Below are 25,320 nucleotides of genomic sequence, written 5' to 3' on the forward strand. Positions count from 1 at the left end.
TATAGCCAAAATAATGGTAGAGGTGAATTATGTATCGATTTTATGTATCTGCAGACCAGCTTGCAGAAAAAGAAGTATTCATTTCCGGGGGAGATGTCAACCACATCAAAAATGTATTACGCCTTGAGGTGGGAGACTGGATCGTAGCTTGTGATGGGAACGGAACGGATTATGTATCGCGGATTCAATCTATTTGCAGTGATGAGGTTGTTGCGTCGATCGAGAAGGTTCAGCCCACGGGAACAGAACTGCCGGTGAGGATCACTTTATTTCAGGGAATGCCGAAGAAAGACAAACTGGAACTGATCATTCAAAAGGCGGTGGAACTGGGTGCCTGTGAAATTGTGCCGGTCATGACAAAACGGACAGTTGTTAAGCTGTCTGAGGAAAAAAAGATCAACAAGCGGTTAGAGCGTTGGCAGTCTATTGCGTATGCGGCAGCAAAGCAGTGCGACCGAGGGATCATTCCTACGGTACACAAACCGGTAAGTTATGAGGAAGCACTTGCTATGGCAGACCAACTTGATTATAATGTAATACCATATGAGCTTCAGACAGGGATGGAAGAGGCAAGAAAGATTGTGGATCAGGCGTGTAAGCAGCGGTCTCTTGGCATTTTCATCGGGCCGGAAGGTGGATTTGAACCGGAGGAAGTGGAACGTGCCATGACGAGAAACATACATCCGATGACGCTTGGAAAACGTATTTTACGTACCGAAACAGCAGGAATGGCGTTATTATCCATTCTAATGTTTCAGATGCAGGGTGAATGACCGTCAGGGTGCAGCATTTGACCTAAAGTCGTATGCAGGGGCGGGGGACTTGAAGATTAGTGTTAGGATAACATGGAGGCAGCAATGGAAGCATATTTAGATAATGCGGCAACGACGAGAGTTTTTCCGGAAGTCAGAGAAAAAATGGTTCGTGTGATGGAGGAAGATTTTGGAAATCCTTCCAGTAAACATACCAAAGGAATGGATGCGGAAAAGTATATTCGTGAAACCAAGGAGATTTTAGCAAAAGACTTAAAATGCACTCCCGGAGAAATTATTTTTACATCAGGTGGAACAGAGTCTAATAATATGGCATTGATCGGTGGCGCATATGCAAATCGACGCGCAGGCAAACATATTATCACGACGAGGATAGAGCACGCTTCTGTACATGAACCGCTTGCCTTTCTGGAGGAGTTGGGCTATCAGGTTACGTATCTGCCGGTGGATAAAAACGGACAGGTTTCACCGAGCGAGTTAGAGAAAGCGTTGACGGAAGAAACGATTCTTGTGTCGATCATGTTAGTGAATAATGAAATAGGTGCAGTGGAGGATGTAAAAACTCTGTCGGAGATCGTGCATTCTTACAATCCTAAGATTTTATTTCATGTTGATGCTATCCAGGCATATGGCAAATATCATATTGTGCCGAAACGTTTGGGGATCGATCTGATGTCTGTCAGCGGTCACAAGCTGCATGGACCTAAGGGAGTCGGATTCCTTTATATGCGTGACAAAGCGAAAGTTCGTCCGCTCATTTACGGCGGTGGTCAGCAAAAGGGATTTCGTTCCGGTACGGAAAATGTTCCGGGGATTGCCGGCTTGGGTGTGGCAGCAGAGCTGTTTTGCAAAAACAGATCAACCTATGTGGAACAGATGTATGCCTGCAAGAAACATTTGATCGAGGGACTGGAAGTACTAGAAGATGTGACGGTCAATGGCGTGTCAGGGCTTCCATTGGAAGAGACAGCACCACATATTGTCAGCGCAAGTTTTGCAGGAGTGCGCAGTGAAGTGTTATTGCATGCACTGGCAGAAAAAGGTGTCTTTGTATCCTCGGGTTCGGCTTGTTCGTCAAATCATCCGGAACTTAGTGGTACGTTGAAGGCTATCGGTGTGGCAGATGAATTACTAGATTCTACGCTGCGGTTTAGTTTCTCGACAGATACAACGATAGAGCAGATTGACTATGCATTGGAGCAATTATGTAATTTACTTCCGATGCTTCGAAGATTTATTAGAAAGTAGGAGGTTATCAATGGCAAAACAGGCTTTTTTATGTAAGTACGCAGAGATTGGAATTAAGGGAAAGAATCGTTATAAATTTGAGAATGCATTATGCGAACAGATCCGCAGACGATTGGCAAAGATTGATGGCGAATTTACCGTTGTCAGAGAGCAGGGACGTATTTTTGTGGAAGCAGATGGAGATTATGATTTCGATGATGCGATCGATGCCATGAGTCATGTGTTTGGTGTATCCGGCATCAGTCCGGTCGATGTCATCGAAGAGAAAGATTGGGATAAACTGACGGTCTGCGTGGGAGATTTTGTGGAGCATCAATATGGCAGCAAACCGTTTACGTTTAAGGTGAAATGCCGCCGCAGTGATAAGCATTATCCGCTGACTTCACCAGAGGTTTGTGTAGAGATGGGAAGTTATTTGCTGGATCGCTTTGAGAATGTCAAAGTTGATGTACATGATCCGGATGTATATATTTGGGTAGAGATCCGTGATAAAGCTTATGTATATTCGAAAGTATACACAGGAGCGTGCGGTATGCCGCTTGGCACAAATGGCCGCGCAATGTTATTGCTTTCCGGCGGAATTGACAGTCCGGTAGCTGGATATATGATCGCCAAACGCGGTGTGTATGTAGATGCAGTATATTTTCATGCACCGCCTTATACGAGCGAACGTGCTTTGCAGAAGGTAGTTGATCTGGCAAAGATCATTTCTAAATATGTTGGTCCGATCCGTTTGCATGTGGTCAACTTTACGGACATTCAGCTCTATATTTATGAAAAATGTCCACATGAGGAATTGACGATCATTATGCGCCGTTATATGATGCGCATTGCAGAAAAATTAGCCTATGACAATGATTGTTTAGGCCTTATTACCGGAGAGAGTATCGGTCAGGTGGCAAGCCAGACGATGCATAGTTTGGCAGCAACGAATGAGGTGTGCACACTTCCGGTATATCGTCCGTTGATCGGATTTGATAAGCAGGAGATCGTAGATATTTCGGAAAAGATTGGAACGTATGAGACATCGATCCAGCCGTTTGAAGATTGCTGTACGATCTTTGTTGCGAAGCATCCGGTTACAAAACCGGATTGCAAGGTAATTCGCAGATCCGAGGAAAATCTGACCGAAAAGATTGATGAAATGGTACAGACTGCATTAGATACGATTCAGATTATTGAGATTGATGAGTAAACATAAGTGATCGCATCCTCGTGGAGCGTTTTTTACATTATAGGAAACGTGAAGTTTCCTATAATGTAAAAAACCTCTTTCCGGCTGGAAAGAGGTGATACTGCTCACACAATATGGTATATAGAGTATTACTCTACAATGTAAGGTGCTAAAACCTTAAGGATCTCATCGGTGTCATCGTCATGGATGTTCAGATCAATGGCTTTAGACAGATCCAAACTGAAGATTCCCATGATAGACTTAGCGTCGATCACATATCTTCCGGATACTAAATCAAAGTCAGTGTTAAACTTAGTTACGTCGTTTACAAATGCTTTTACCTTGTCAATTGAGTTTAATGAAATTTTTACTGTTTTCATATTTTTTTACCTCCTTTTCTTTCTTACAGTTTTATACTAGTCACTATGGAAGAAAAAGTCAATATACAATGTTGCTAAAAAAATAATTTGAAAACGAAAAAACATAGCCAAAAATGAACAGGATTATTTTTTGAGAACAGCATTTTTACATAAAATGGATGAGAAAGGAAGAAAGAATTATGCGGATTGCCTTTTTGACGCTTGGCTGTAAAGTGAATTCTTATGAGACAGACAAGATGAAAAATAAATTTATCGAGGCGGGAGATTATATCGTTTCTTTCGAGGAAGAGGCGGATATTTATTTGGTGAATACATGTACCGTAACAAATATTGCTGACCGTAAATCCAGACAGATGCTTCATCGCGCTAAGAAAAAAAATCCACAGGCATTGATCGTTGCTACGGGATGTTATGTAGACTCTGCACTGGCAAAAGATGAGCAGGATGAAAGCGTGGATCTGTTTGTACCGAATGACCAAAAGAACGCCATTGTAACTTTAGTCAAGCAGGCGTGGCAGCAAAATGTGGCGGATGCGGTACAAAGCGAAAATGGAGTTTCCATAGAGGAGAAAGTGTGGCAGATATCCGGGGAAGAGACCGGAAGAGTTGGCGGTGGTGAATCTTTGATGGCACAGGAAGAAGAGCATACCAGAGCATATCTTACCGTGCAAAATGGCTGTAATCTGTATTGCTCCTATTGCATCATTCCGTATGTTCGAGGACCGCTGACGAGCAAGCCGATCCCGCAGGTCGTACAAGAGTTGAAACAGATGGCTGCGAAAGGTATTCGGGAAGTTGTACTTACCGGAATACATTTGTCTTCTTATGGGGTAGATGACCGCAAAGCAAGTTCCTTTTTAGAATTGAAAGGGCGTCCGCTGTTAGAGCTACTTACAGCTGCCAATGCGGTGGATGGCATTGAGCGGATCCGCTTAGGGTCGTTAGAACCGCGTATTATTACGGAAGAGTTTGTGGCACATTTGGCTGCACTGCCGAAGGTATGTCCGCATTTTCATTTGTCCCTGCAAAGCGGCTGCGATGAAACACTGCGCCGTATGAATAGACATTATACGAGTGAGCAGTATTTGGAAGGCGTGCATATATTGCGGCGTTATTATGAGAATCCGGCGATCACGACAGATATTATAGTAGGATTTCCGGGAGAGACAGAGGAAGAGTTTGCAGAGACATTGGCGTTTGCAGAGACGGCAGCGTTTGCGCAGATCCATGTGTTTAAGTATTCCAGACGCAAGGGAACAGTGGCAGACAAGATGCCGGAACAGCTTTCGGAGCAGGAAAAAGCAGGTCGCAGTGACCGGCTGTTAGCGGTGACAGAGCAGCTTTCGGAAACGTACCGCAGACAATTTATCGGACAGGTAACGCAGGTGCTGTTAGAGGAAATGACGGAAATAGATGGCGAAAATTATGTTGTCGGCTACACATCCAGATACGTTCGCGTTGCTGTGCCGATCGGTGCAGATGGGATGTTTGAAAAGGGTGCAGTAGTCTTTGTAAAGCTGGAAAAACAGGGACCGCATGATGTTTTGTTAGGGCATTTTGCCGAATGAGCCCACAAAAAAAACTTGTATTTTTCGTTTGATTATATTACTATAGACGATAGGTAAGAGTACGTGAAAAGAGAATGGAGGTTAGAGCCTTTATGCAGGAAGTAAATAATACACAATATTTCAAAGTACAGAAGGACCAGGATATTGAGGTTAAGGATGTTGTAGAACAGGTATACCGTGCCTTGATAGAGAAAGGATATAACCCAGTAAACCAGATTGTCGGGTATATTATGTCTGGTGACCCAACGTATATTACCAGCCACAAGGGCGCAAGAAGTTTGATCCGCCGTGTGGAGCGTGATGAGATGATAGAATTATTGTTAGAAGATTATATCCGCAATAATTTTTCATAGAACGTAATAGCCGGGGATTAAGAGTGCATAAGCAGATAGAAGGAGTAGCATAGCCGTGAGAGTGATAGGACTTGACTATGGATCAAAGACGGTTGGAGTGGCATTGAGTGATGAATTGATGCTGACAGCTCAGCCTCTTACTACGATTCACCGTGACAGACCGACGAAATTGCGTCAGACATTAGCTCAGATTGAACAGATCATAGAACAATACGATGTGGATCGTATTGTGGTCGGCTGGCCGAAGAAGCTGGACAATGAAGAGGGCGAGCGTTGCGAGAAGACAAAAGAATTTGGCGATATGCTTGAAAATAGAACCGGGCTTGAAATAATCTATCAGGATGAAAGACTGACGACAGCACAGGCAGACGGTGTATTAGAGCAGGGGGGCATACGTAAGGACAAGCGTAAGCAATATATTGATAAGATGGCGGCATCTTTGATCCTGCAGAATTATTTGGATACATTGTCTCACCGGTAGAGCAGGTAGAGAGCAGCTATAAAGGTTATAGCGATACGGAGGAGACGAAACGATGACGGAGCAAGTTATCTTTACGAATGAAGACGGAGAGGACATTCGTTTTTATGTTGTAGAAGAAACGAAAATAGCTGGAGTAAATTATTTGCTTGTAACAGAGCAGGAAGATGCAGATTCAGAAGCATATATTATGAAGAAAGTTGCAGAGGACGGCAATGAGGAGCTTGTTTGTGAATTTGTAGAAGACGAACAGGAATTGGACGCGATTTCTAAAGTATTTGCGGAACTTTTAGAGGACGTTTCTATAGAAATGCAAGAATAATTCACCCGAGATAATAAGCTATATTGATAAGCTGTACAGTAATTATCGAGGGTTTGTTTTTTGTGCGCTTAAAAAATGAGAAAGGTAGGTAAGATTTTGAGAAGAGAAACAGATGATTATACGGATTTTGAAGGAGGAGTGCCACGTAAGGCGCCGGTAAGAAGGACACGCAGAACAGCGTCGCCGGCAGCACAGAGAAGAACGACGACCAGACGTGTTGCAGCGCCGAAAGAGAAGATCGAGATCGGTATGGGATTGAAAATCATCCCGTTGGGCGGCTTGGAGCAGATTGGAATGAATATTACCGCATTTGAGTACGAAGACAGCATTATTGTTGTGGATTGCGGATTGTCATTTCCGGGAGATGATATGTTAGGAATCGACCTGGTCATTCCGGATGTATCTTACTTAAAACAGAATATTGATCGTGTAAAAGGTTTTGTGATAACACATGGACACGAGGATCATATTGGTGCACTGCCTTACGTATTAAAAGAGATCAATGTTCCGGTTTATGCGACAAAGCTTACGATGGGACTGATCGAGAACAAATTAAAAGAACATGTTATGCCTAAGCCGGTAAAACGTAAAGTGGTTAAGTATGGACAATCCATCAATCTTGGCTGCTTTCGTGTAGAGTTCATCCGAACTAATCACAGTATTTCAGATGCAGCGGCATTGGCAATCTTTTCTCCGGTTGGAACAGTTGTGCACACAGGAGATTTTAAGGTTGATTTTACGCCGGTCAGTGGAGAGACGATAGACCTTGAGCGTTTTGGTGAACTTGGTAAAAAAGGAGTTCTGGCATTGATGGCAGATAGTACGAATGTGCAAAAGCCGGGTTACACGATGTCAGAGCAGACGGTTGGCAAAGTTTTTGATACGATCTTTGCGGAAAATGAAAAGAGTCGAATTATTGTAGCGACCTTTGCGTCGAATGTAGATCGTGTACAGCAGATTATAAATTCTGCTGAAAAATATGGAAGAAAGGTTGTCGTGGAAGGACGCAGTATGGTTAATGTGATCTCAACGGCGACAGAGCTTGGCTACTTAAATGTACCGAACAATATCATGATCGAAATGGAACAGATGCAGAACTATCCGCCGGAGAAATTGGTGTTGATCACGACCGGAAGTCAGGGAGAGGCGATGGCTGCATTGTCCCGTATGGCAGCGAATATCCATCGCAAAGTATCGATCATGCCGGGAGATACAGTGATCTTTAGTTCCAGACCGATTCCGGGCAATGAAAAGTCTGTATCCAAGGTTATTAATGAGCTGGCGGAAAAGGGTGCGAAAGTAATCGTGCAGGATACTCACGTATCCGGACATGCTTCACAGGAAGAGATCAAATTGATCTATTCTTTGGTGAAACCACAGTATGCGATCCCGGTACATGGTGAATATCAGCATTTGAAAGCTCATGCGGAACTGGCCCAGCAGATGGGTATTCCGAAAGAAAATACGATCATTTTATCGTCCGGTGACGTGTTAGATCTCTGTGAAGACCATGCAGTTTTGATCGGAAAAGTGCAGGCACAGGGCATTATGGTAGATGGTCTTGGCGTTGGAGATGTCGGCAATATTGTATTGCGTGACAGACAGTATTTATCTGAGAACGGGTTGATCATTATCGTTCTTACTTTGGAAAAATATACAAATCAATTACTTGCCGGACCGGATATTGTATCACGAGGCTTTGTTTATGTCAGAGAATCGGAGTATTTGATGGATGAGGCGAGAGAAGTGGTATATTCTGCATTAGAAAGATGTCTCGACAATCATGTAACAGACTGGACCAAGATCAAGACAGAGATTAAAGATAGTCTGAGTGATTATTTATGGAAAAAGATGAAGCGTAATCCGATGATCCTGCCGATCATCATGGAAGTGGAGTAAATACATGAATGAGATGAAACAATTAATGACGGAACTGACAGACAGGCTTAGAAAGACCAATGAATACAATCAGTATATCAATGTTCTTAGCCGTTTGAAGCAAGATCCAGAGCTTTATGCGAGAATCGGAGATTACAGACGACGAAGTCTATGGATCCAGATGCAGGAGGGAGAGGCTTTTATTCAGGGGAATAATGGACTGCAGAAAGATTTTGCCGATCTCCAGGAAAATGGCCTTGCTAATGAGTTTTTTGCTGCAGAACATCAGTATATCGCAATGGTCAAAGAGCTGCAGGAGCAGTTCTTAGAAGGTTCGGCAGTGGAAACATCCTTTTTGGAGGGATAGAGATGAACGATCCTTATACCAGAAAACTGCAGGTGATGTTGAATTCTGCACGGTACCTGCTTGCAATTTGTGTCAATATATTAGTGCTGGTTCTCATTTTATATGGTGTCAGCCGTGTATGTATTTGCGGGTATCATTTTTGTTATGCGGTTTTTGGAACGGTAACGGTTGACCAGGGCAAAGGACAGGAAAAAATTTTTCAGGTAGAGACGAACCGGTCTATGTATGAAGTGGCAGACAAACTTCAAAAACAGGGGTTGATCGTTGATAAGTACAGTTTTTATGCGAGAACACAACTGCTGGAGCAGGATACTGTTATCTTGCGGCCGGGAACCTATGTATTGCGTACGAATATGGACTATCAGGAGATTATTGACATTTTAACAGTTAGTATTTAGATTGGAGAGTGCAATGATTGTAAACGAACGTTTGGTGACTTATTTGGATTCACTGACTTGGCAGATACCGGAGCCGATGCAGGAATTAGAGCAGTGGGCACTGCAAAAAGAAGTGCCGATCATACGTCGTTCGATGCAGTCATTGCTTTTGTTTATGCTGCGTCTGCGACAACCGAAACATGTTTTAGAGATAGGAACGGCAGTGGGGTTTTCTGCTCTTTTAATGCGTAGTGAATTGCTGCCGGATGCAACGTTGGATACGATAGAAAAAGTTCCGGCGAGAATTCGGGATGCCAAAGAAAATTTTGCCAAATATCCACAGGGAGACAAGATCAGATTGTTAGAGGGAGATGCGGCAGATATACTTGCGGCACTGGTGCGCGAGCAGAAACAATATGATTTCATATTTATGGATGCAGCAAAAGGGCAATATGCTGCTTTTTTGAATCCTATTTATGATTTATTGCAACCGGGAGGACTGCTTGTGACTGATAATGTTCTTCAAGAGGGAGATATTATTGAGTCACGCTATGCGATCCGCCGTCGAGACCGCACGATTCATGGGAGGATGCGGGGGTTTTTGTACGAAATGACACATTCGGAACAGTGGGATAGTGTTATATTGCCTGTTGGAGACGGTGCCTTGCTGTCTTATAAGAAAACGAATGTAAAGCAGATGTAAGCTTACGGTAAGATAATGCTTGTAAACTGCATAATTGTTAGATATAATGAAGTTTAGCGAGTTCTTAGGAGGAACCTATATGTTAGAGAATGGAAAGCCGGAGTTATTGGTACCGGCAAGCAGCTTGGAAGTGCTGAAAGTGGCAGTAATGTACGGCGCAGATGCGGTTTATATCGGTGGAGAAATGTACGGACTTCGCGCAAAGGCTAAAAATTTCTCGATGGAGGATATGGCAGAGGGAATCCGTTTCGCACATGAACATGGAAAACGTGTTTTTGTAACGGCAAATATTACTGCGCATAACCGTGATCTGGAGGGTGTGCGAAAGTATTTCAGGGAGCTGCATAAAATCGGACCGGATGCGTTGATCATTTCCGATCCGGGTGTATTTACCATTGCAAGAGAGGTGTGCCCTGAGATAGAAGTTCATATTAGTACACAGAGCAATAATGTCAATTACGAGACATATCTTTTCTGGCAGAGACTTGGTGCCAAACGAGTGGTTTCGGCGCGGGAATTGTCCATTAAAGAAATTGCAGAGATTCGGGCTAATATTCCGGATGACTTGGAGATTGAAACATTTGTACATGGAGCGATGTGTATTTCCTACTCCGGTCGTTGCCTTTTAAGTAATTATTTTACCGGCAGAGATGCTAACCTGGGGGCATGTACGCATCCGTGCCGTTGGAAGTATTATATTATGGAAGAAAACAGACCGGGAGAATTCCTACCTGTGGAGGAAAATGAGAGAGGAACTTATATTTTCAATTCCAAAGATTTGTGTATGATAGAGCATATTCCGGATCTGGTGCAGGCAGGCATTGATAGTTTTAAAATCGAGGGACGCATGAAAACAGCACTTTATGTGGCTGACGTAGCGAGAACCTATCGACAGGCAATTGACGATTATTTTGATTCACCGGAGCTGTATGCGGCTAATCTGGATCACTATCGGGATGAGATCTCTAAGTGTACGTATCGTCAGTTTACGACAGGATTTTTCTATGGACCGACAACGCATGAATCACAGATATATGACAACAATACGTATGTTAAAAAGTATACGTATTTGGGGTTGGCAGGCAGTTCAGATGAGCAGGGATTTGTAAAGATGGAGCAACGTAACAAATTTGCGGTAGGTGATCAGGTAGAGATTATGAAGCCTTCCGGTGAAAATGTGCTTGTTACCGTTGAAAAGATGAAGGATGAAGATGGCAGATTCATTGAGAATTGTCCGCATCCGAAGCAGAAAATACACGTGTTGTTTAGTCAGAAACCGGATGAGTTGGATTTGATACGCGTCCGCGAAGAGCAGTAATGGAGGAAAGAAATGGTAAAGAATGTACGTATGAGATTGTTGCTGGTGATGCAGGTTTTGACCGAGCAGACGGATGAGAAGCATGGACTGACCATGAAAGAAATCTTGGAATGGATCACAGAGAAAGGAATAGCCGGAGAGCGTAAGAGTGTTTATGAGGATATTCATGCTTTGCAGGAATTTGGACTACCGATCGTGTATTGCACGGAGGATAAGACATACCGATTTCAGCAATAAAAGTGATGCAGTGCGGTCAGAATGATTATGAGAAAGGAATTTGACGACATGACAGTACAGGAGAAATATTTAAAAATTGCGGATGATGTAATTGCAGCAGGTCCTTACAAACCGGATTGGCATTCGTTGGCTGCCTATGAGGCACCAAAATGGTTTCGAAATGCGAAATTTGGCATTTTTATTCATTGGGGTATATTCAGCGTACCCGCTCATAATAATGAATGGTATTCCCGTAACATGTATATTCAGGACATGGAAGAATGGGAATGGCACCGCAAAAACTTTGGAGAACATACGAAATTTGGATATAAGGACTTTATACCAATGTTTACGGCGCCAAAGTTTGATCCAAAACAGTGGGCAAAACTATTCAAAAAAGCCGGTGCAAAGTATGTTATGCCGGTCGCAGAGCATCATGATGGATTTCAGATGTATGATTCCGAGATCAGCGATTGGACAAGCGTGAAAATGGCAATGAAGCGTGACGTCTTAGGTGAGTTGAAAGAGGCGATCCAAGAGGAAGATATGATCTTTTGTGAGTCTAATCACCGTGTAGAACACGCATTTTTTATGGGACATGGTTGTGAATTTGACAGCGATATCAAGCAGCCGATGAAATTGGGTGATTTTTATTATCCGGCTATGCCGGAACCGGACAATCAGGATCTTTTTAGTCCGGCGCCACCACAAGACTTCATGGAAGACTGGCTTGCACGAAATGTGGAGTTGGTTGAGAAATATCGTCCTGCCATGGTTTATTTCGACTGGTGGATTCAGCATGAATCGGTAAAACCATATTTGAAAAAGTTTGCAGCTTATTATTATAATCGTGGTGTAGAATGGGGAATGGATGTGGCTATTTCCTATAAGCATGATGCAATGATGCTTGGCACAGCGATCTTAGATATGGAACGCGGTCATTTCTCAGAGGCAAAGCCATTTTATTGGCAGGCAGATACTTCTATGGCGTTTAATTCTTGGTGTTATACGGAGCAGAACCGTTTTAAGCAGACCAAAGATATTTTGCAGGATCTGGTAGACATTGTCAGCAAAAACGGCTGTCTGTTGTTAAATGTCGGACCAAAGGCAGATGGCAGCATTTGTGAGGAAGAGGTGCAGATGCTCAATGAGATCGGAGAATGGCTTGATGTCAACGGAGAGGCCATTTACGACAGTCATCCTTGGCGTGTTCAGGCAGAAGGCAATACGGAAGTGGTTGAGGGAATGTTTTCGGAAGAGGGAAGAAAAGACTTTGATTCCACGGATGTACGTTTCACCTGTCGTGAGGATTGCATTTATATTATTCCAATGCAGCAGCATGGCGAAGACGTGATCGTCAAGAGTATGGGTGAAGAAAGCAAAGATTTTCATGGTATTATCACAGAGTTTAGTGTACTTGGTTACGATCAGAAACCTGTGTATACACGCGAAGCAGATAAGATGATCATTCATGCGCCATTTGTCGACAGTGATAAACCTGTTGTATACAGAATGCGTTTGAAGTAAAGGGGTTTTACAATTTTCGTATTCGATAAAAAAGACGGAGAAACAGCATTGACACCCCGACTATTATGTGGTACTTTAAGTGTGTTGTTTGTTTCCGGGGAGATTACTTCGGGAACATAGATTATATTTAGTTTTTTAGGAGGCAGTACAATGAAGGGTACAGTGAAATGGTTTAATGCAAAAAAAGGATTTGGCTTCATCTCAGATGAAAATGGAAATGATGTATTCGTACATTTCTCCGCTTTGCAGATGGATGGATTCAAGGTTCTTGACGAAGGCGAAGAGGTAGAGTTCGACGTTGTCAATGGTGAAAAAGGTCCTCAGGCATCTAATGTGGTAAAGATTGGCTAATTGCTTTCTTTATCAAGAGTTATAATCAATGCATGAATCATTCTGATTTTTATAGATAATTATTTGTTTATTAAAGTTAAGAAATTTATCACAGGTTGTAACCACAAAGGAGCAGTCCTCTTAAGAGATTCTCTTAAGAGGCTGCTCCTTTTCTCTTTCCTAACGCAAAATTCATTTCAGACCCAGTTCTTCCGCAAGCTCTTCCAGATACATCCAGCGATCCATTTTTTGCTCCAAAGCCGCTTCTATTTCAGATTTTTGTGCAGTTAGTTCGTTTAGTCTGACAAAATCTGTTGCAGCGCCGACAATATCCTGCTCCAGCTGCTCCAATTGTTCTTCTAAAGAGGCAATATCCTGTTCGATCGTTTCATAGTCCTTTTGTTCCTGGTAGGACATTTTTTTAGTATGGGTATGTCCTTTCTTCCAGTTATCACGTGTGTTTTTGGAAGGACCATCGGATGAGACCACTGCCTGAGTATCAGTATGCCCCTGTGCTCCGGCATCGGCTACGGTTATGACTTCATTGGTATGAGCGAGATAATCGGTATATCCGCCCTCGTACTGACGGATCACGCCACCTTTTTCAAAGGCAAAGATGCGGCGGACAATACGATCCAAAAAGTAACGGTCATGGGAAATTGTGATCACAATCCCGGCAAATTGATCCAGATAATCTTCCAAAATCGTCAGGGTTGCAATATCCAGATCGTTGGTTGGCTCGTCGAGCAGCAGTATGTTAGGTGCCTCCATCAAAATGCGGAGCAGATACAGTCTTCGACGTTCTCCACCGGATAATTTTGCAATCTTGGTGTATTGTTGATCTTTTGGAAAGAGGAAACGTTCCAACATAGCTGAAGCGCTGATTGTTCCATCGGCAGTTTGTACAAGCTCGCCACCTTCTTTTACATAATCGATCACGCGCAGAGAGGGATCCATTTCTGTACTTTCTTGTGAGAAATAGCCGATTTTTACAGTTTGTCCAATGGTGACGGTACCTTTATCGGGCGTGATCTGTCCTAAAATGATTTTAAGAAGTGTGGATTTGCCACAGCCGTTAGGTCCAATAATCCCAATACGGTCATCACGTAAAAAGGTATAGGTGAAATTCTGCATTAGCACAGCATCTTCATATGCCTTGCTTATATGCTCCAGTTCGATCGTTGTGCGTCCCAGTCTGGAGGAGACAGAACTGATCGTGACGGTATCATCTGTGACGGGTGCATCCATATCGCGCAGGGCCTCATAGCGTGCAATATGTGCTTTTTGTTTGGTGGAACGTGCTCTGGCACCGCGTTTCATCCATTCGATCTCTACTCGCAGGATACTTTGGCGTTTGCGCTCGGTTGCCCGTGCAATTTCCTCGCGCATGGCTTTATGCTCCAGATAATACAGATAGTTGCCTTCATAGCGGTATAGTTTGCTTTTATCGATCTCCACGATGGCATTGGTCACACTATCTAAAAAATAGCGGTCATGCGTGATCATGATCAGAGGACGCGATTCGGCACGCAACGTCTTTTCGAGCCATTCTGCCATTGCACTGTCTAAATGGTTTGTCGGTTCATCCAAGATCAGGACATCGGCAGGCGTCAGCAAAGTTCGTACCAGAGCAATGCGTTTGCGCTGTCCGCCTGACAATTCTGTGATCGGTTGGTCATATCTTGTAAAGCCGAGCTGATGCAGCATGGACTTTGCCTGTGGAATATAGTTTTCCGGCTGATCACTGATCTCTTCTGTGAGCGGAAGCGCACCGGAAAGAGTCGTATGTGTGTCTGCAAATTCCGGGATCTGAGGTAGATAAGCAATACGCAGATCACGTTGCATAATGATGTCAGCACGGTCAGCTGTTTCTTTGCCGGCAATGATCTTTAAGAGGGTGGATTTACCGGTTCCATTGATGCCGATCACACCAACCTTATCCTTGTCACTCAAATAAAAAGAGACATCATCAAAAAGCAGTCTCTCTGTAAAAGAATGTGTCAAATGTTCAATATTGATAATATTCATCAGAATACCTCCGTGCTTATTTATTACTCAAACCGCCCACTTTTCAATCCGTTTCATGACAACATAATAAGTATTATGTGGTTAATGCTTCACTTCGGAAGGTGTCAAGTTTGAGTACTGTCATATTTGGATGAAATATGGTATACTGGTACAGTGGATTGTTCCTGGTAATGTAGAAATGTTAGGATTTGCTGTACCTGCTTATGATACAGGCAAATTCATATAATGTCAAAAGGAATGGAGGATTTCGATGAGTAAAAACATTGGAAATACAATATACGACCGAAGTATTAATTATTATGAGACAGATCAAATGGGTATTGTTCATCATTCCAATTACATACGATATTTTGAAGAGGCGAGACTGGATATGATGGAACAGGTAGGATTATCCTATGCTGCAATGGAGGAACATGGTTTGATCATTCCGGTGTTATCGGTAGCGTGTGAATATATTAAACCGGTTTTGTTTGGAGAAAAAGTGCAGATACATACCCGTTTGGTAAAGTTTGATGGGATCAAAATGCAGTTTGTCTATGAAATATATTGTGAGGGAGAGCTTCGAACCAAAGGGGAAAGCAGACATTGCTTCCTAGATAAGGAAATGAAGCCGGTCCGCATGAAGCGGCAGTTCCCGGAGATTTATCAGCGAATGAAAGAACTTGTGATTACGGCAACAGACAAATAGGATTGGCGTTGTCAGTGTGGAGATACCTGATGGTTTGAGAGATCGGCTTATCAGGAATATGGAGGATTAAAGTGAAGAAAATATTGCGAGTGGTAGCGATCACGAGTACGGTCATGGTCGTAATCTTAGGTGCGTTCCTGTGGAACATGAACCGTTTATCAAAGCAGAAAGCAGCTAAACAGGAGAAGCTGCTTGCGCAGGAGAGGGATCTTTTGCCTGACAGCCGGCAAAAAGCAATTGACAAGGTTGAAAAAGTAAATATAAAACAACTCTATCTAAGCGGCGATAATAAAAATGTCGTAACGGTACCGTCCACAGGGCTTCAGCAGGTATATGACGGCAGTCAGAGCACGAAGGCGGAAGAGATGTTGACGACGGTAAAAAAGAACAAGCAGTTTTCTTTTGATAAGCCGTTGTGGGCATATAATCCATATGGAACAAATTCGCAGTCTATGTATTTGTATTTTAAGAGTGACGGGAAGGGATACTGTCGTTATACAGTATCTGTGGATGATCGTAATATTGCGGATTTTACACGTACACCATTTAATGGCGGCGCAGAAAATGTTACGAAGGAACATGAATATCAGATCATCGGTCTGCTTCCGGGACGTGTAAATTATATAACTGTTAATTTCTATAGTCCCAAAGGAGAGTTATCGAAGACGGGAACATGGCAGATCACACTTCCGGCAGATGATAGCGGTCTGGCAGGGCGCTTGTCAGTTGAAGAAGGTTATAGCAAACAGACGATCAGTAATGGGTTGTATGTGGTTTTTGCAGATGGCAGGAAAGGTAAAGATGGAAAGAAACATTATGCGATTACCATGTATGACAATTCCGGTATACTGCGTGCTAATATTCCAACGGATGGCTATGTAGGCCGCAATGTGCAGATCATTTATGACTCGTTAGTTGTTCAGAGTAGTAAAAATTGTTTGGTGCGCATTAACAGGCTTGGACAGGTAACACATTCGTATCCGGTATATGGATACCATTTCCAAGGAGAATATGCATACGATGGCAGTGCCGGAGTATACCTGTTGGCAACAGCTGATCGTAAAAATATGACCGTGGGCAGCAAGGTGTTAAAAATCGATCTGGAGAACAAAAAGGTTAGCCAGGTGTTGGATATGGATACACTGTTAAAGTCTGTGTATGCCCATGCCAAAAAGAAAGGCAATGCAAAAAATTGGATCTCGCTGGATTCGATCCAGTGTACCGGGACAAACCAGTTGTTACTTAGTTCGTCTAAGCTATCCAGTGTCTTCAAGGTAAGCCGCGTGGGCAGTCTGCTGCCGTCGGTGGACTATATTATTGCCGATGCCTCACAGTGGAAAAGTTATAAAGGATTGAAGAAGAAGGTTTTGACCAAGACGTTGGCAGACGGAGAAGATCCGGATCCAACGCAGACACCGGTTATTCAATCAATTTTACAGACGCCCAAGCCGGCAGAGCTGTTCCGTTCCCATTATGGACAAAACAGTATTGTATATACGAAGGGATCCGGAGAGGGTTTTTATCGGCTGGAATTATTAAATAACAATGCGGGAAAAGGCGCGGGCAGCAAGAATAGTTCTTATTATTGCCGTTATTTGGTAGATGAGACGTCGCACACCTATCAATTGCAGTCAGAAAAGGCATTGCCACATACAGAGACGGAGGGAAATGTTACCGTCGATAAGAAAGTGGTGATCTACTGTGACAGTGATTCTAAGTCGATCAATGAGACAGACAATGGTGCCAAATTGATCCGAAAATATACGGCGCCGATGAAATTATACCGTGTTTACAAAGATGACTGGAAAGGTTTTTGGTTTTATTAAAGAATGAAGAAGGGCAAAACGCTGGTTTTGCCCTTTTTGGTTGGTCGAAATACGTGATGCAGGATAGCGATTTTATTTGACCGTATACACAAAATGCGGTATACTGAAAACAGTGTTTTATGTTGCAGCAGATGGGGTTTGCTGCATCCATTTTATATTTACAGGAGGAGATTATTTATGAAGTTTTTCGTTGACACAGCAAAGATTGAAGACATCAAAAAGGCAAACGATATGGGAGTGATTTGTGGTGTTACAACAAATCCGTCTTTAATTGCGAAAGAAGGTGGCAAGAGCCAGGAAGAAGTACTTAAGGAGATCGCATCAATCGTAGATGGACCGATCAGTGGTGAAGTTAAGGCAACAACCGTAGATGCTGAGGGAATGATCGCAGAGGGTCGTGAGATCGCAAAATTACATCCAAATATGGTTGTTAAGATCCCTATGACGGTAGAAGGATTAAAGGCAACAAAGGTATTATCTTCTGAAGGTATCAAGTGTAATGTAACATTGATCTTTTCTGCAAATCAGGCATTGCTTGCAGCAAGAGCCGGTGCAGCTTACGTTTCTCCGTTCTTAGGCCGTCTGGATGACATTTCCATGCCGGGTATTGATTTGATCGAGCAGATTTCTGATATGTTTGCAAACTATCCGGATATCAGCACAGAGATCATTGCGGCAAGTATCCGTAATCCAATCCATGTAACAGATTGTGCATTAGCCGGCGCTGACATCGCTACAGTTCCATATGCGGTTATTGAGCAGATGACCAAACATCCATTGACAGATCAGGGAATCGCAAAATTCCAGGCAGATTACAAGGCTGTTTTTGGTGAATAGATCAGAGCATCGTTACGCAGACAGGCAAGGAGGTAGTTATGGACACATTAGCATTAAAGAAAATGGCAAACGAGGTTCGTAAAGGAATCGTTACAGCAGTACACAGCGCAAAGTCCGGTCATCCGGGTGGATCGTTATCTGCTGCAGACATTTTAACTTATTTATATTTTGAAGAGATGAATATTGATCCGAAGGATCCGAAGAAAGCAGATAGAGATCGTTTTGTGTTATCAAAGGGACATATTGCACCGGCATTATATTCTACGTTAGCACATAGAGGTTATTTCCCGGTTGAGGATCTTACGACGCTGCGTCATGTAGGTTCTTATCTGCAGGGACATCCGGATATGAAACATATTCCGGGTGTTGATATGTCCAGTGGATCTTTAGGACAGGGAAGTTCTGCAGCAGTTGGAATGGCACTGGCCGGCAAGCTCGATAATGCATCTTACCGCGTATATTGTGTACTCGGAGATGGTGAGGTGCAGGAAGGTCAGGTATGGGAAGCTGCGATGTTTGCAGGTGCCAGAAAGTTAGATAATCTGGTGTTTGTTGTTGATAACAATGGCTTACAGATCGATGGAGATATTGAGGATGTATGTTCTCCATATCCGCTCCCGGACAAGTTTAAGGCATTTAATTTCCATGTTATTGAGATTGATGCACATGACTTTGAGCAGATTGATGCTGCATTCCGTGAGGCTCGTGAGACTAAGGGAATGCCAACGGCGATCATTGCCAAGAGTGTCAAAGGAAAGGGCGTTTCTTTCATGGAGAATCAGGCAAGCTGGCATGGTTCTGCACCGAACGATGAGCAGTATGCACAGGCAATGGAAGAGTTAGAGAAAGCCGGAGCAGCATTATAAGGCAGAATGGAGGATTAAAATGGCAGAGGTTAAGAAAATTGCTACAAGAGAAAGTTATGGTAATGCCCTTGCAGAACTTGGTAAAGAATATCCAAATCTGGTCGTATTAGATGCAGATCTTGCTGCAGCAACTAAGACCGGCATTTTCAAAAAGGCATTTCCGGATAGACATATTGACTGTGGTATCGCAGAGTGTAACATGGTAGGTATTGCGGCAGGACTTGCAACAACAGGCAAGATTCCATTTGTTAGTTCTTTCGCAATGTTTGCGGCAGGACGTGCTTTTGAGCAGGTTCGTAATTCCGTAGGATATCCAAAGCTGAACGTAAAGATCGGTGCGACACATGCCGGTATTTCCGTTGGTGAAGATGGAGCAACGCATCAGTGCTGTGAGGATCTGGCGTTAATGCGCACGATTCCTGGAATGGTTGTGATGAATCCATCCGATGATGTAGAAGCCAAGGCAGCCGTTAAGGCAGCACTTGATCACGAGGGACCGGTATATATCCGCTTTGGCCGTTTGGCAGTGCCGGTGATCAATGATAATCCGGATTACAAGTTTGAGCTTGGCAAAGGTGTTGTTCTTCGCGAGGGTAAAGACGTTACATTGATCGCAACCGGACTGGAAGTTTCGGAGACATTGGTTGCTGCTGAGAAGTTGGCACAGGATGGCATTGACGCACAGGTCATCAATATTCATACGATCAAGCCGTTGGATGAGGATCTGGTTGTCAGCGCAGCTAAGAAAACAGGCAAGGTAGTTACAATTGAGGAACATTCCATTATTGGCGGACTTGGCAGTGCGGTTTGTGACTGTCTGTGTGCTAAGGCACCGACGCCGGTATATAAGATTGGTGTCAATGATACCTTTGGTGAGTCTGGTCCTGCAGTTGAGCTGCTCAAGAAATATGAGTTAGACAGCGAGGGCATTTACAAGAAGGTAAAGGCTTTTGTGGAAGCGTAAGCAAAGTAGATCATAACAAAACGAAAAGGCAGGAAATGCAATAGCTTTCCTGCCTTTTTTGATTGATAGGAAATTGCTGTTATGTGGCGTGACATTGTCAAGATTGTGTTTGATCCGAATGGAGATTGTGATGTCCGTTTTGTGCTAAAATATGTCGCAAAAGTTATGGCGACAATGGCAGGTTTAAGATATAGTAGACGTATGATTAATTTTTTCAAAGGAAATTTTTTCAAAGGAGGAACAAATTATGGTAGTTAGTAATCCAATTGTTAGAGGATTTTGGCCGGACCCAAGTGTCTGCCGTGCAAATGGCAAATTTTATTTGGCTTGCAGTTCATTTCAGTATTTTCCGGGAGTGCCGATTTTTGAAAGTGATGATCTGGTCAACTGGAAGCTGATCGGACATTGTCTGACCCGCAAAACACAGGTGAATTTACATAAAGTAAACAGTTCCGGTGGTGTGTTTGCGCCGACACTTCGTTTTCATGATGGACGTTTTTATATGGTTACCAACAATAATACATTTCAGAAAAACTTCTATGTATATACAGATGATATTTATGGAGAGTGGTCTGATCCGATCTTTGTAGATCAGGATGGTATTGATCCATCTTTGTTTTTTGAGGATGGCAAGGTATACTTTACATCCAATGGCAATGGACCGGATGGCAAGGGATGTATTATGCAGTGTGAGATCAATGTTGAGACCGGAGAAAAATTAACGCCAACGAAACCGGTTTGGAGTGGTAATGGTGGACGTTATCTGGAGTCTCCACACCTGTATCATATCGGTGACTGGTATTATATGATGGTTGCTGAGGGCGGTACAGAATATGGTCATATGGTAACTTATGCGAGAAGTAAAGATCCGTATGGACCATTTGAATCCTATCCGGGCAATCCGGTACTTACCAACCGTAATTTGGGTGGTAATGAGAACCGTATTCAGGGTATTGGCCATGGTGATCTGGTACAGGATGAGGAAGGCAATACTTTTATGGTCTGCTTAGGATTCCGTCAGAATGGTGAGTGGTCTCCGTTCCACCATTTAGGCAGAGAAACGTTCTTGGTAGGTGTTCATTGGCGTGAAGACGGCTGGTTTGAAGCCGGAGAAAATGGAGCCGTATATTCGGAAATGGATATTCCGGGCATTAAAGCAGTGCAAAAACGGGATGGTATTTATGATGTTTCCTTAGACACACTTGGTGAAGGAGATCCAAGATGGTGTTATATGAGAGATTATGATGAGTCCCGCTATGAATTTGGTGACCATTCGATCACTTTGACCGGAAGTGAAGTAACTCTGGAAGAGGAGGATATTCCGACATTTTTGGGAATCCGTCAGTCAGAGTTTGAGACAGAACTTCTTGTTACCTTAAAGACAGATGCAAAAGAGGCAGGTATCACCTGTTACATGGACGAGAGCCAGCATTACGATGTGGCGATCTTCCAGGAAGAAGATGGTGTGAAAGCAAAACTTCGTTTACGTACAGGAGATGCGATCGGTATTGCAGGAGAAGTAACACTTCCACAGGATCTTTCCGAATATCATCTTCGCATTGTGAGTGAACATGAATGGTATCACTTCTATTGTGGACAGGGAGCCGATGCAGCTTATTTAGGCAAGGCAAGAGCAAAATATCTATCTACGGAAGTTGCCGGAGGTTTTACAGGAGTTCTTTTGGCAATGTATGTTATTGATGAAACAGGTAAGAAGGCTGAGTTTACAGAATTTACCTGGACGCAGAAAGGACACTGATCCGCAAACAATTCGAATTCGGATTAGCTTTGTGTTACTGTGGGGCTCTGCGTGTCTTTTATGGAAGGAGAGAAGAATATGCGAAAAAAAGGGTTTACAAGCAAAGGGGTATCCCTGCTGTTATCAGCGAGTTTATGTGTTGGCATGATGTCTACGCTGAGTGGTTGTGGATCGAAGAAGGATGAAGTGATCAAGCTGGATGTATACAGTCAGCTTGCCAATTTTTCCGGTAAGCAGACGGGCTGGTCTGCCGATATCCTGAAGGATAAGTTTGGTGTAGAACTAAACATTATTCCGGAAGGAGATGGCGTGTTCCAGACACGAATGACCAGTGGAGATCTGGGAGATATTGTTGTATGGGCTAATGACAGCGACAACTATCCAAATGCAGTGAAGGCAAATCTGTTACTTAACTGGGATGATGATGGATTGTTGGATGAGTATGGCAAAACGATCAAAAAAATGATGCCGGATGCATTAGACAAAAACCGAAATCTGACTTCTAAGATTACCAATGGCAAGAGCAAAGCTTTATATGGTTTTGGTAACAACGTTGCACTTAGCAGTAAGGAACACCAGTCATTCTTCTATACCTGGGATGTCAGATGGGATCTGTACAAACAGCTTGGCTATCCAAAAGTAAAAGATATGCAAGATATGCATAAACTGTTAAAGAACATGCAGAAGATCTGCAGCAAAGATGATGCCGGTAATAAGGTATATGCCCTGTCCCTCTGGCCGGATTGGGATGATTCAATGGTTATGTATGTCAAAGCGACGGCAACCGCTTACTATGGATATGATGAGCTTGGTATTGGATTGTATGATCCAAAAACCGGAACGTATCATGATGCTCTAGAGAAGAATGGACCTTATCTGGAAATGTTGAAATGGTACAATGATCTTTACCGGGACGGCTTGATCGATCCGGATTCCATGACACAGACCTTTGATCAGATGGCAGAAAAAGTCCAGAACGGTGGTGTACTGTTCTCGATCTTTAACTACTCAGGATCCTTGAGTTATAACACAGATGAGCATACTTCGAAAGGTAAATTGATGTATTGCATGAAACCGGAACAGGCAAGCCCGATCGTCTATGGTATGAATACACAGGGCGGCGAGTCTGTTTGGTCGATCGGAGCCAACTGTGAATATCCGGAAAAATGTATGGAACTGATCAATTATTTTGCGACACCGGAAGGACGTATGACACTGCAGTACGGACCAAAAGGACTTTGCTGGGATTATGACGATCAGGGTAATACGATATTTACCGAATTTGGCCGTAAGTGCCGTGCAGATGAAAATACAACAATGGGTAATGGCTATAAAGGAAGTTTCCACGACGGCTGCCTGCAGATCAACAATACGACATGGTCTATTGATGCAGAAAACCCAGACTCCAACGGAGATACTTACAACAGCGTCAACTGGAAGAGCAATCTAGAAAAAGCGAAGAGCGATATTGAGCAGGATTGGCGCGATTACAATAAGACCAATTCCATCAATGCTTACTTTGAAAAAGGTAAATACACGGTTTCTCCGGGAACCAGCTTTAGCTTGAGCACAAAAGATGACACATTAAAGACTGTTTGGGGACAGGTTACAACCTGCATCAAAAATGAGTCTTGGAAAGCGTTGTATGCAAAGTCGGATGCTGCGTTTGAGAAACAGGTAAATCACATGATCAGCAGTGCGAAGAAGTATGGATATGACAAGTGCCTGAAGTGGTCCCAGAATGAAGCGAAAACACGCAAATCGTTAGAGGATCAGTTGACACAATAATTTAGCCTTCTTTGAAAAAAGTTGATATATAGCAAAAAGCGTTCTGTCCCTTTTACAGGTGTACAAGAGCGCTTTTTGTGTATTAGATTATCAAGCGCTTTTTATGTATTAGTTGTATTAGATTGTCAAGTGCTTTTTGTGTATTAGATTTGACAAAAACTCTTATACCGATTATTCTAAAAGGTAGGTTGCAAAAAGAGATAAAAAGTGAGGATTTACATGGATACATATAAAGTAAAGCCATTGGAAGAACCGATGGAGGTTTGTGTACAGGTACCGGGTTCTAAAAGTATGACAAATCGTGCACTATTGCTTGCGGCAATGGGGGAGGGAATGACTCTGTTACACGGAGTTCAATTTAGTGAGGATTCCTTGCATTTTCTTACAGCTTTACAGGATTTAGGATTTGATGTACATGCTGATCAGGAGGCATGTACCGTTCGGATTCGAGGGTTTGGAGGACAGATCCCGAAGGAGCAGGCAACAATTTATGTTGGGAGCGCGGGAACAGCAGCCAGGTTTTTGACCGCTTTTGTTGCAATGTCAGCGGGCAGATATCGTTTGAATGCATCCGACCAAATGAATAAACGACCGATGCGGGAGTTATTGCGGGCACTGGAGGAGTTAGGCGCACGCTTTACGTGGCTTGGTGAGCCGTATCGCTTTCCTATGGAAGTTTATGGAATGGGGCAAAGATATGGGGAGTACCGCGTGCAGCTAAATATTGATCAAAGCAGTCAGTTTTTAAGTGCATTATTGATGACAGCGCCGACTGCGATCGACATGCTTACGATAGAACTTACCGGTAAACGCAGTGCAAGATCTTATGTGGAAATGACGGAACATATGATGTGTCAGTTTGGACATTCCGGGGTATTAAAGCATGAAGCGGATTGCTATCAGGTGCGTAGAGGAGACTATGAGGCGAGAGAGTACGTTGTGGAGCCGGATGTATCTGCAGCCTGCTATTTCTATGCGGCGGCAGCAGTGACCGGAGGAAGCACCGTGGTACGTTTTATGAAAAAGGATTCGCTGCAAGGAGATATGCGCTTTTTGGACGTATTGGAACAGATGGGCTGTATCAAGCAGTGGGGACACATGGAAGAAACCGGAGAGCCGGCACTTAAGATCTCCGGACCGGTTAATGGGGTGCTGCATGGTATTGATATCAATATGAGTGATTTTTCGGATCAGACGCTTACGTTAGCAGCGATTGCACCGTTTGCCGATTCTCCGGTGACGATACGAGGAGTCAGCCACATACGGGGACAGGAATCGGATCGCTTGTACGTGATCGTGACGGAGTTAGAGCGTATGGGGATTCGCTGCGATATGTTTGAAGATGGAGTCACAATCTATCCGGGAGAGCCAAAAGGCACACAGATCGAAACTTATCAGGATCATCGCGTCGCCATGGCGTTTGCAGTGACAGGACTGCGCACACCGGGTGTTGAGATCTTGAATCCGGGATGCTGCAGAAAAACATTTGCAGATTATTTTAATGTATTTTCAATAATATTTAATCAGAAATGATGGAAGGAAAGGAATAGAA

Annotated in this window: 26 protein-coding genes; 24 read left to right on the top strand and 2 right to left on the bottom strand. The window is 43.3% G+C overall.

What is annotated here, in order from left to right; genetic code table 11:
* Window positions 1-29 precede the first annotated feature (29 nt).
* The 3 genes from ACSAJE_RS00340 to thiI all read left to right on the top strand — a co-directional run bounded on the left by ACSAJE_RS00340 (window position 30) and on the right by thiI (window position 3,216).
* Window positions 30-773, top strand: coding sequence for a 16S rRNA (uracil(1498)-N(3))-methyltransferase (locus tag ACSAJE_RS00340; protein WP_022025707.1), 744 nt, complete (start codon window positions 30-32; stop codon window positions 771-773).
* Between the two features lie 84 nt (window positions 774-857).
* Entirely contained in the window at window positions 858-2,021 is a 1,164-nt protein-coding gene (locus ACSAJE_RS00345; protein ID WP_458009410.1) for a cysteine desulfurase family protein, read from the top strand.
* A gap of 10 nt (window positions 2,022-2,031) precedes the next feature.
* Window positions 2,032-3,216, top strand: a complete 1,185-nt coding sequence (gene thiI / locus ACSAJE_RS00350; RefSeq protein WP_118690833.1) for a tRNA uracil 4-sulfurtransferase ThiI — start codon at window positions 2,032-2,034, stop codon at window positions 3,214-3,216.
* A gap of 128 nt (window positions 3,217-3,344) precedes the next feature.
* On the opposite strand, the gene ACSAJE_RS00355 is transcribed toward thiI, so the two are convergent.
* Complete coding sequence (locus ACSAJE_RS00355; RefSeq protein WP_022025704.1) at window positions 3,345-3,575, bottom strand: HPr family phosphocarrier protein; 231 nt, start codon at window positions 3,573-3,575, stop codon at window positions 3,345-3,347.
* A 179-nt stretch (window positions 3,576-3,754) separates the two neighbouring features.
* Here ACSAJE_RS00355 and mtaB point away from each other — a divergent pair, with 179 nt between their 5' ends.
* The 12 genes from mtaB (at window position 3,755) to ACSAJE_RS00415 (ending at window position 13,033) form a co-directional block, all read left to right on the top strand.
* Complete coding sequence (gene mtaB / locus ACSAJE_RS00360; RefSeq protein WP_243104007.1) at window positions 3,755-5,143, top strand: tRNA (N(6)-L-threonylcarbamoyladenosine(37)-C(2))-methylthiotransferase MtaB; 1,389 nt, start codon at window positions 3,755-3,757, stop codon at window positions 5,141-5,143.
* Window positions 5,144-5,235: 92 nt separating this feature from the next.
* Window positions 5,236-5,496: an IreB family regulatory phosphoprotein gene (locus ACSAJE_RS00365; protein ID WP_022024663.1), complete on the top strand. Its 261-nt coding sequence runs from the start codon at window positions 5,236-5,238 to the stop codon at window positions 5,494-5,496.
* Between the two features lie 55 nt (window positions 5,497-5,551).
* Entirely contained in the window at window positions 5,552-5,977 is a 426-nt protein-coding gene (gene ruvX / locus ACSAJE_RS00370) for a Holliday junction resolvase RuvX (protein WP_022024664.1), read from the top strand.
* 52 nt (window positions 5,978-6,029) lie between these two features.
* Window positions 6,030-6,296: a DUF1292 domain-containing protein gene (locus ACSAJE_RS00375; RefSeq protein ID WP_022024665.1), complete on the top strand. Its 267-nt coding sequence runs from the start codon at window positions 6,030-6,032 to the stop codon at window positions 6,294-6,296.
* A 249-nt stretch (window positions 6,297-6,545) separates the two neighbouring features.
* Window positions 6,546-8,195: a ribonuclease J gene (locus ACSAJE_RS00380; RefSeq protein WP_118690859.1), complete on the top strand. Its 1,650-nt coding sequence runs from the start codon at window positions 6,546-6,548 to the stop codon at window positions 8,193-8,195.
* A 4-nt stretch (window positions 8,196-8,199) separates the two neighbouring features.
* Window positions 8,200-8,541, top strand: coding sequence for a YlbF family regulator (locus tag ACSAJE_RS00385; RefSeq protein ID WP_118507599.1), 342 nt, complete (start codon window positions 8,200-8,202; stop codon window positions 8,539-8,541).
* Between the two features lie 2 nt (window positions 8,542-8,543).
* Window positions 8,544-8,939, top strand: a complete 396-nt coding sequence (locus ACSAJE_RS00390; RefSeq protein WP_118507600.1) for an endolytic transglycosylase MltG — start codon at window positions 8,544-8,546, stop codon at window positions 8,937-8,939.
* Window positions 8,940-8,952: 13 nt separating this feature from the next.
* Complete coding sequence (locus ACSAJE_RS00395) at window positions 8,953-9,621, top strand: O-methyltransferase (RefSeq protein WP_118690836.1); 669 nt, start codon at window positions 8,953-8,955, stop codon at window positions 9,619-9,621.
* A gap of 79 nt (window positions 9,622-9,700) precedes the next feature.
* Window positions 9,701-10,939 carry a peptidase U32 family protein gene (locus ACSAJE_RS00400; RefSeq protein WP_118690837.1) on the top strand — a complete coding sequence of 413 codons (1,239 nt, stop codon included), beginning with the start codon at window positions 9,701-9,703 and terminating at the stop codon, window positions 10,937-10,939.
* A gap of 12 nt (window positions 10,940-10,951) precedes the next feature.
* Window positions 10,952-11,176, top strand: coding sequence for a hypothetical protein (locus tag ACSAJE_RS00405; protein WP_022024671.1), 225 nt, complete (start codon window positions 10,952-10,954; stop codon window positions 11,174-11,176).
* Between the two features lie 21 nt (window positions 11,177-11,197).
* Window positions 11,198-12,682: an alpha-L-fucosidase gene (locus ACSAJE_RS00410; RefSeq protein ID WP_243034716.1), complete on the top strand. Its 1,485-nt coding sequence runs from the start codon at window positions 11,198-11,200 to the stop codon at window positions 12,680-12,682.
* Between the two features lie 150 nt (window positions 12,683-12,832).
* Window positions 12,833-13,033, top strand: a complete 201-nt coding sequence (locus ACSAJE_RS00415) for a cold shock domain-containing protein (protein WP_022024673.1) — start codon at window positions 12,833-12,835, stop codon at window positions 13,031-13,033.
* Between the two features lie 171 nt (window positions 13,034-13,204).
* Here ACSAJE_RS00415 and ACSAJE_RS00420 read toward each other — a convergent pair whose 3' ends face one another.
* Window positions 13,205-15,040 (bottom strand): ABC-F family ATP-binding cassette domain-containing protein, encoded by a 1,836-nt coding sequence (locus ACSAJE_RS00420; protein WP_458009411.1) that lies wholly within the window; start codon window positions 15,038-15,040, stop codon window positions 13,205-13,207.
* 250 nt (window positions 15,041-15,290) lie between these two features.
* Between ACSAJE_RS00420 and ACSAJE_RS00425 the strand changes: the two genes are divergently transcribed.
* From ACSAJE_RS00425 to aroA, 9 genes are all read left to right on the top strand, one after another.
* Entirely contained in the window at window positions 15,291-15,728 is a 438-nt protein-coding gene (locus tag ACSAJE_RS00425; RefSeq protein ID WP_022024676.1) for an acyl-CoA thioesterase, read from the top strand.
* A gap of 71 nt (window positions 15,729-15,799) precedes the next feature.
* Complete coding sequence (locus tag ACSAJE_RS00430) at window positions 15,800-17,554, top strand: aryl-sulfate sulfotransferase (protein WP_458009412.1); 1,755 nt, start codon at window positions 15,800-15,802, stop codon at window positions 17,552-17,554.
* Window positions 17,555-17,731: 177 nt separating this feature from the next.
* A complete protein-coding gene (gene fsa / locus ACSAJE_RS00435) occupies window positions 17,732-18,391 on the top strand; it encodes a fructose-6-phosphate aldolase (RefSeq protein WP_022024068.1) in 660 nt (219 codons plus the stop codon).
* 38 nt (window positions 18,392-18,429) lie between these two features.
* Window positions 18,430-19,257 (top strand): transketolase, encoded by an 828-nt coding sequence (locus ACSAJE_RS00440; protein WP_022024069.1) that lies wholly within the window; start codon window positions 18,430-18,432, stop codon window positions 19,255-19,257.
* A gap of 19 nt (window positions 19,258-19,276) precedes the next feature.
* The gene (locus tag ACSAJE_RS00445) at window positions 19,277-20,221 is read left to right on the top strand and encodes a transketolase family protein (protein ID WP_022024070.1); all 945 of its coding nucleotides are present in this window, start codon (window positions 19,277-19,279) and stop codon (window positions 20,219-20,221) included.
* An 81-nt stretch (window positions 20,222-20,302) separates the two neighbouring features.
* The gene (locus ACSAJE_RS00450; RefSeq protein WP_022024071.1) at window positions 20,303-20,479 is read left to right on the top strand and encodes a hypothetical protein; all 177 of its coding nucleotides are present in this window, start codon (window positions 20,303-20,305) and stop codon (window positions 20,477-20,479) included.
* Complete coding sequence (locus ACSAJE_RS00455; protein ID WP_458009413.1) at window positions 20,469-21,980, top strand: family 43 glycosylhydrolase; 1,512 nt, start codon at window positions 20,469-20,471, stop codon at window positions 21,978-21,980. The genes ACSAJE_RS00450 and ACSAJE_RS00455 overlap by 11 nt, the downstream gene beginning before the upstream one ends.
* A 78-nt stretch (window positions 21,981-22,058) precedes the next feature.
* Window positions 22,059-23,768, top strand: a complete 1,710-nt coding sequence (locus ACSAJE_RS00460; protein WP_458009414.1) for a hypothetical protein — start codon at window positions 22,059-22,061, stop codon at window positions 23,766-23,768.
* Window positions 23,769-23,987: 219 nt separating this feature from the next.
* Window positions 23,988-25,301 carry a 3-phosphoshikimate 1-carboxyvinyltransferase gene (aroA, locus tag ACSAJE_RS00465; protein ID WP_458009415.1) on the top strand — a complete coding sequence of 438 codons (1,314 nt, stop codon included), beginning with the start codon at window positions 23,988-23,990 and terminating at the stop codon, window positions 25,299-25,301.
* The last annotated feature ends 19 nt before the right edge of the window (window positions 25,302-25,320 follow it).

The sequence above is a fragment of the Jutongia sp. SJQ-6 genome (assembly GCF_054161275.1).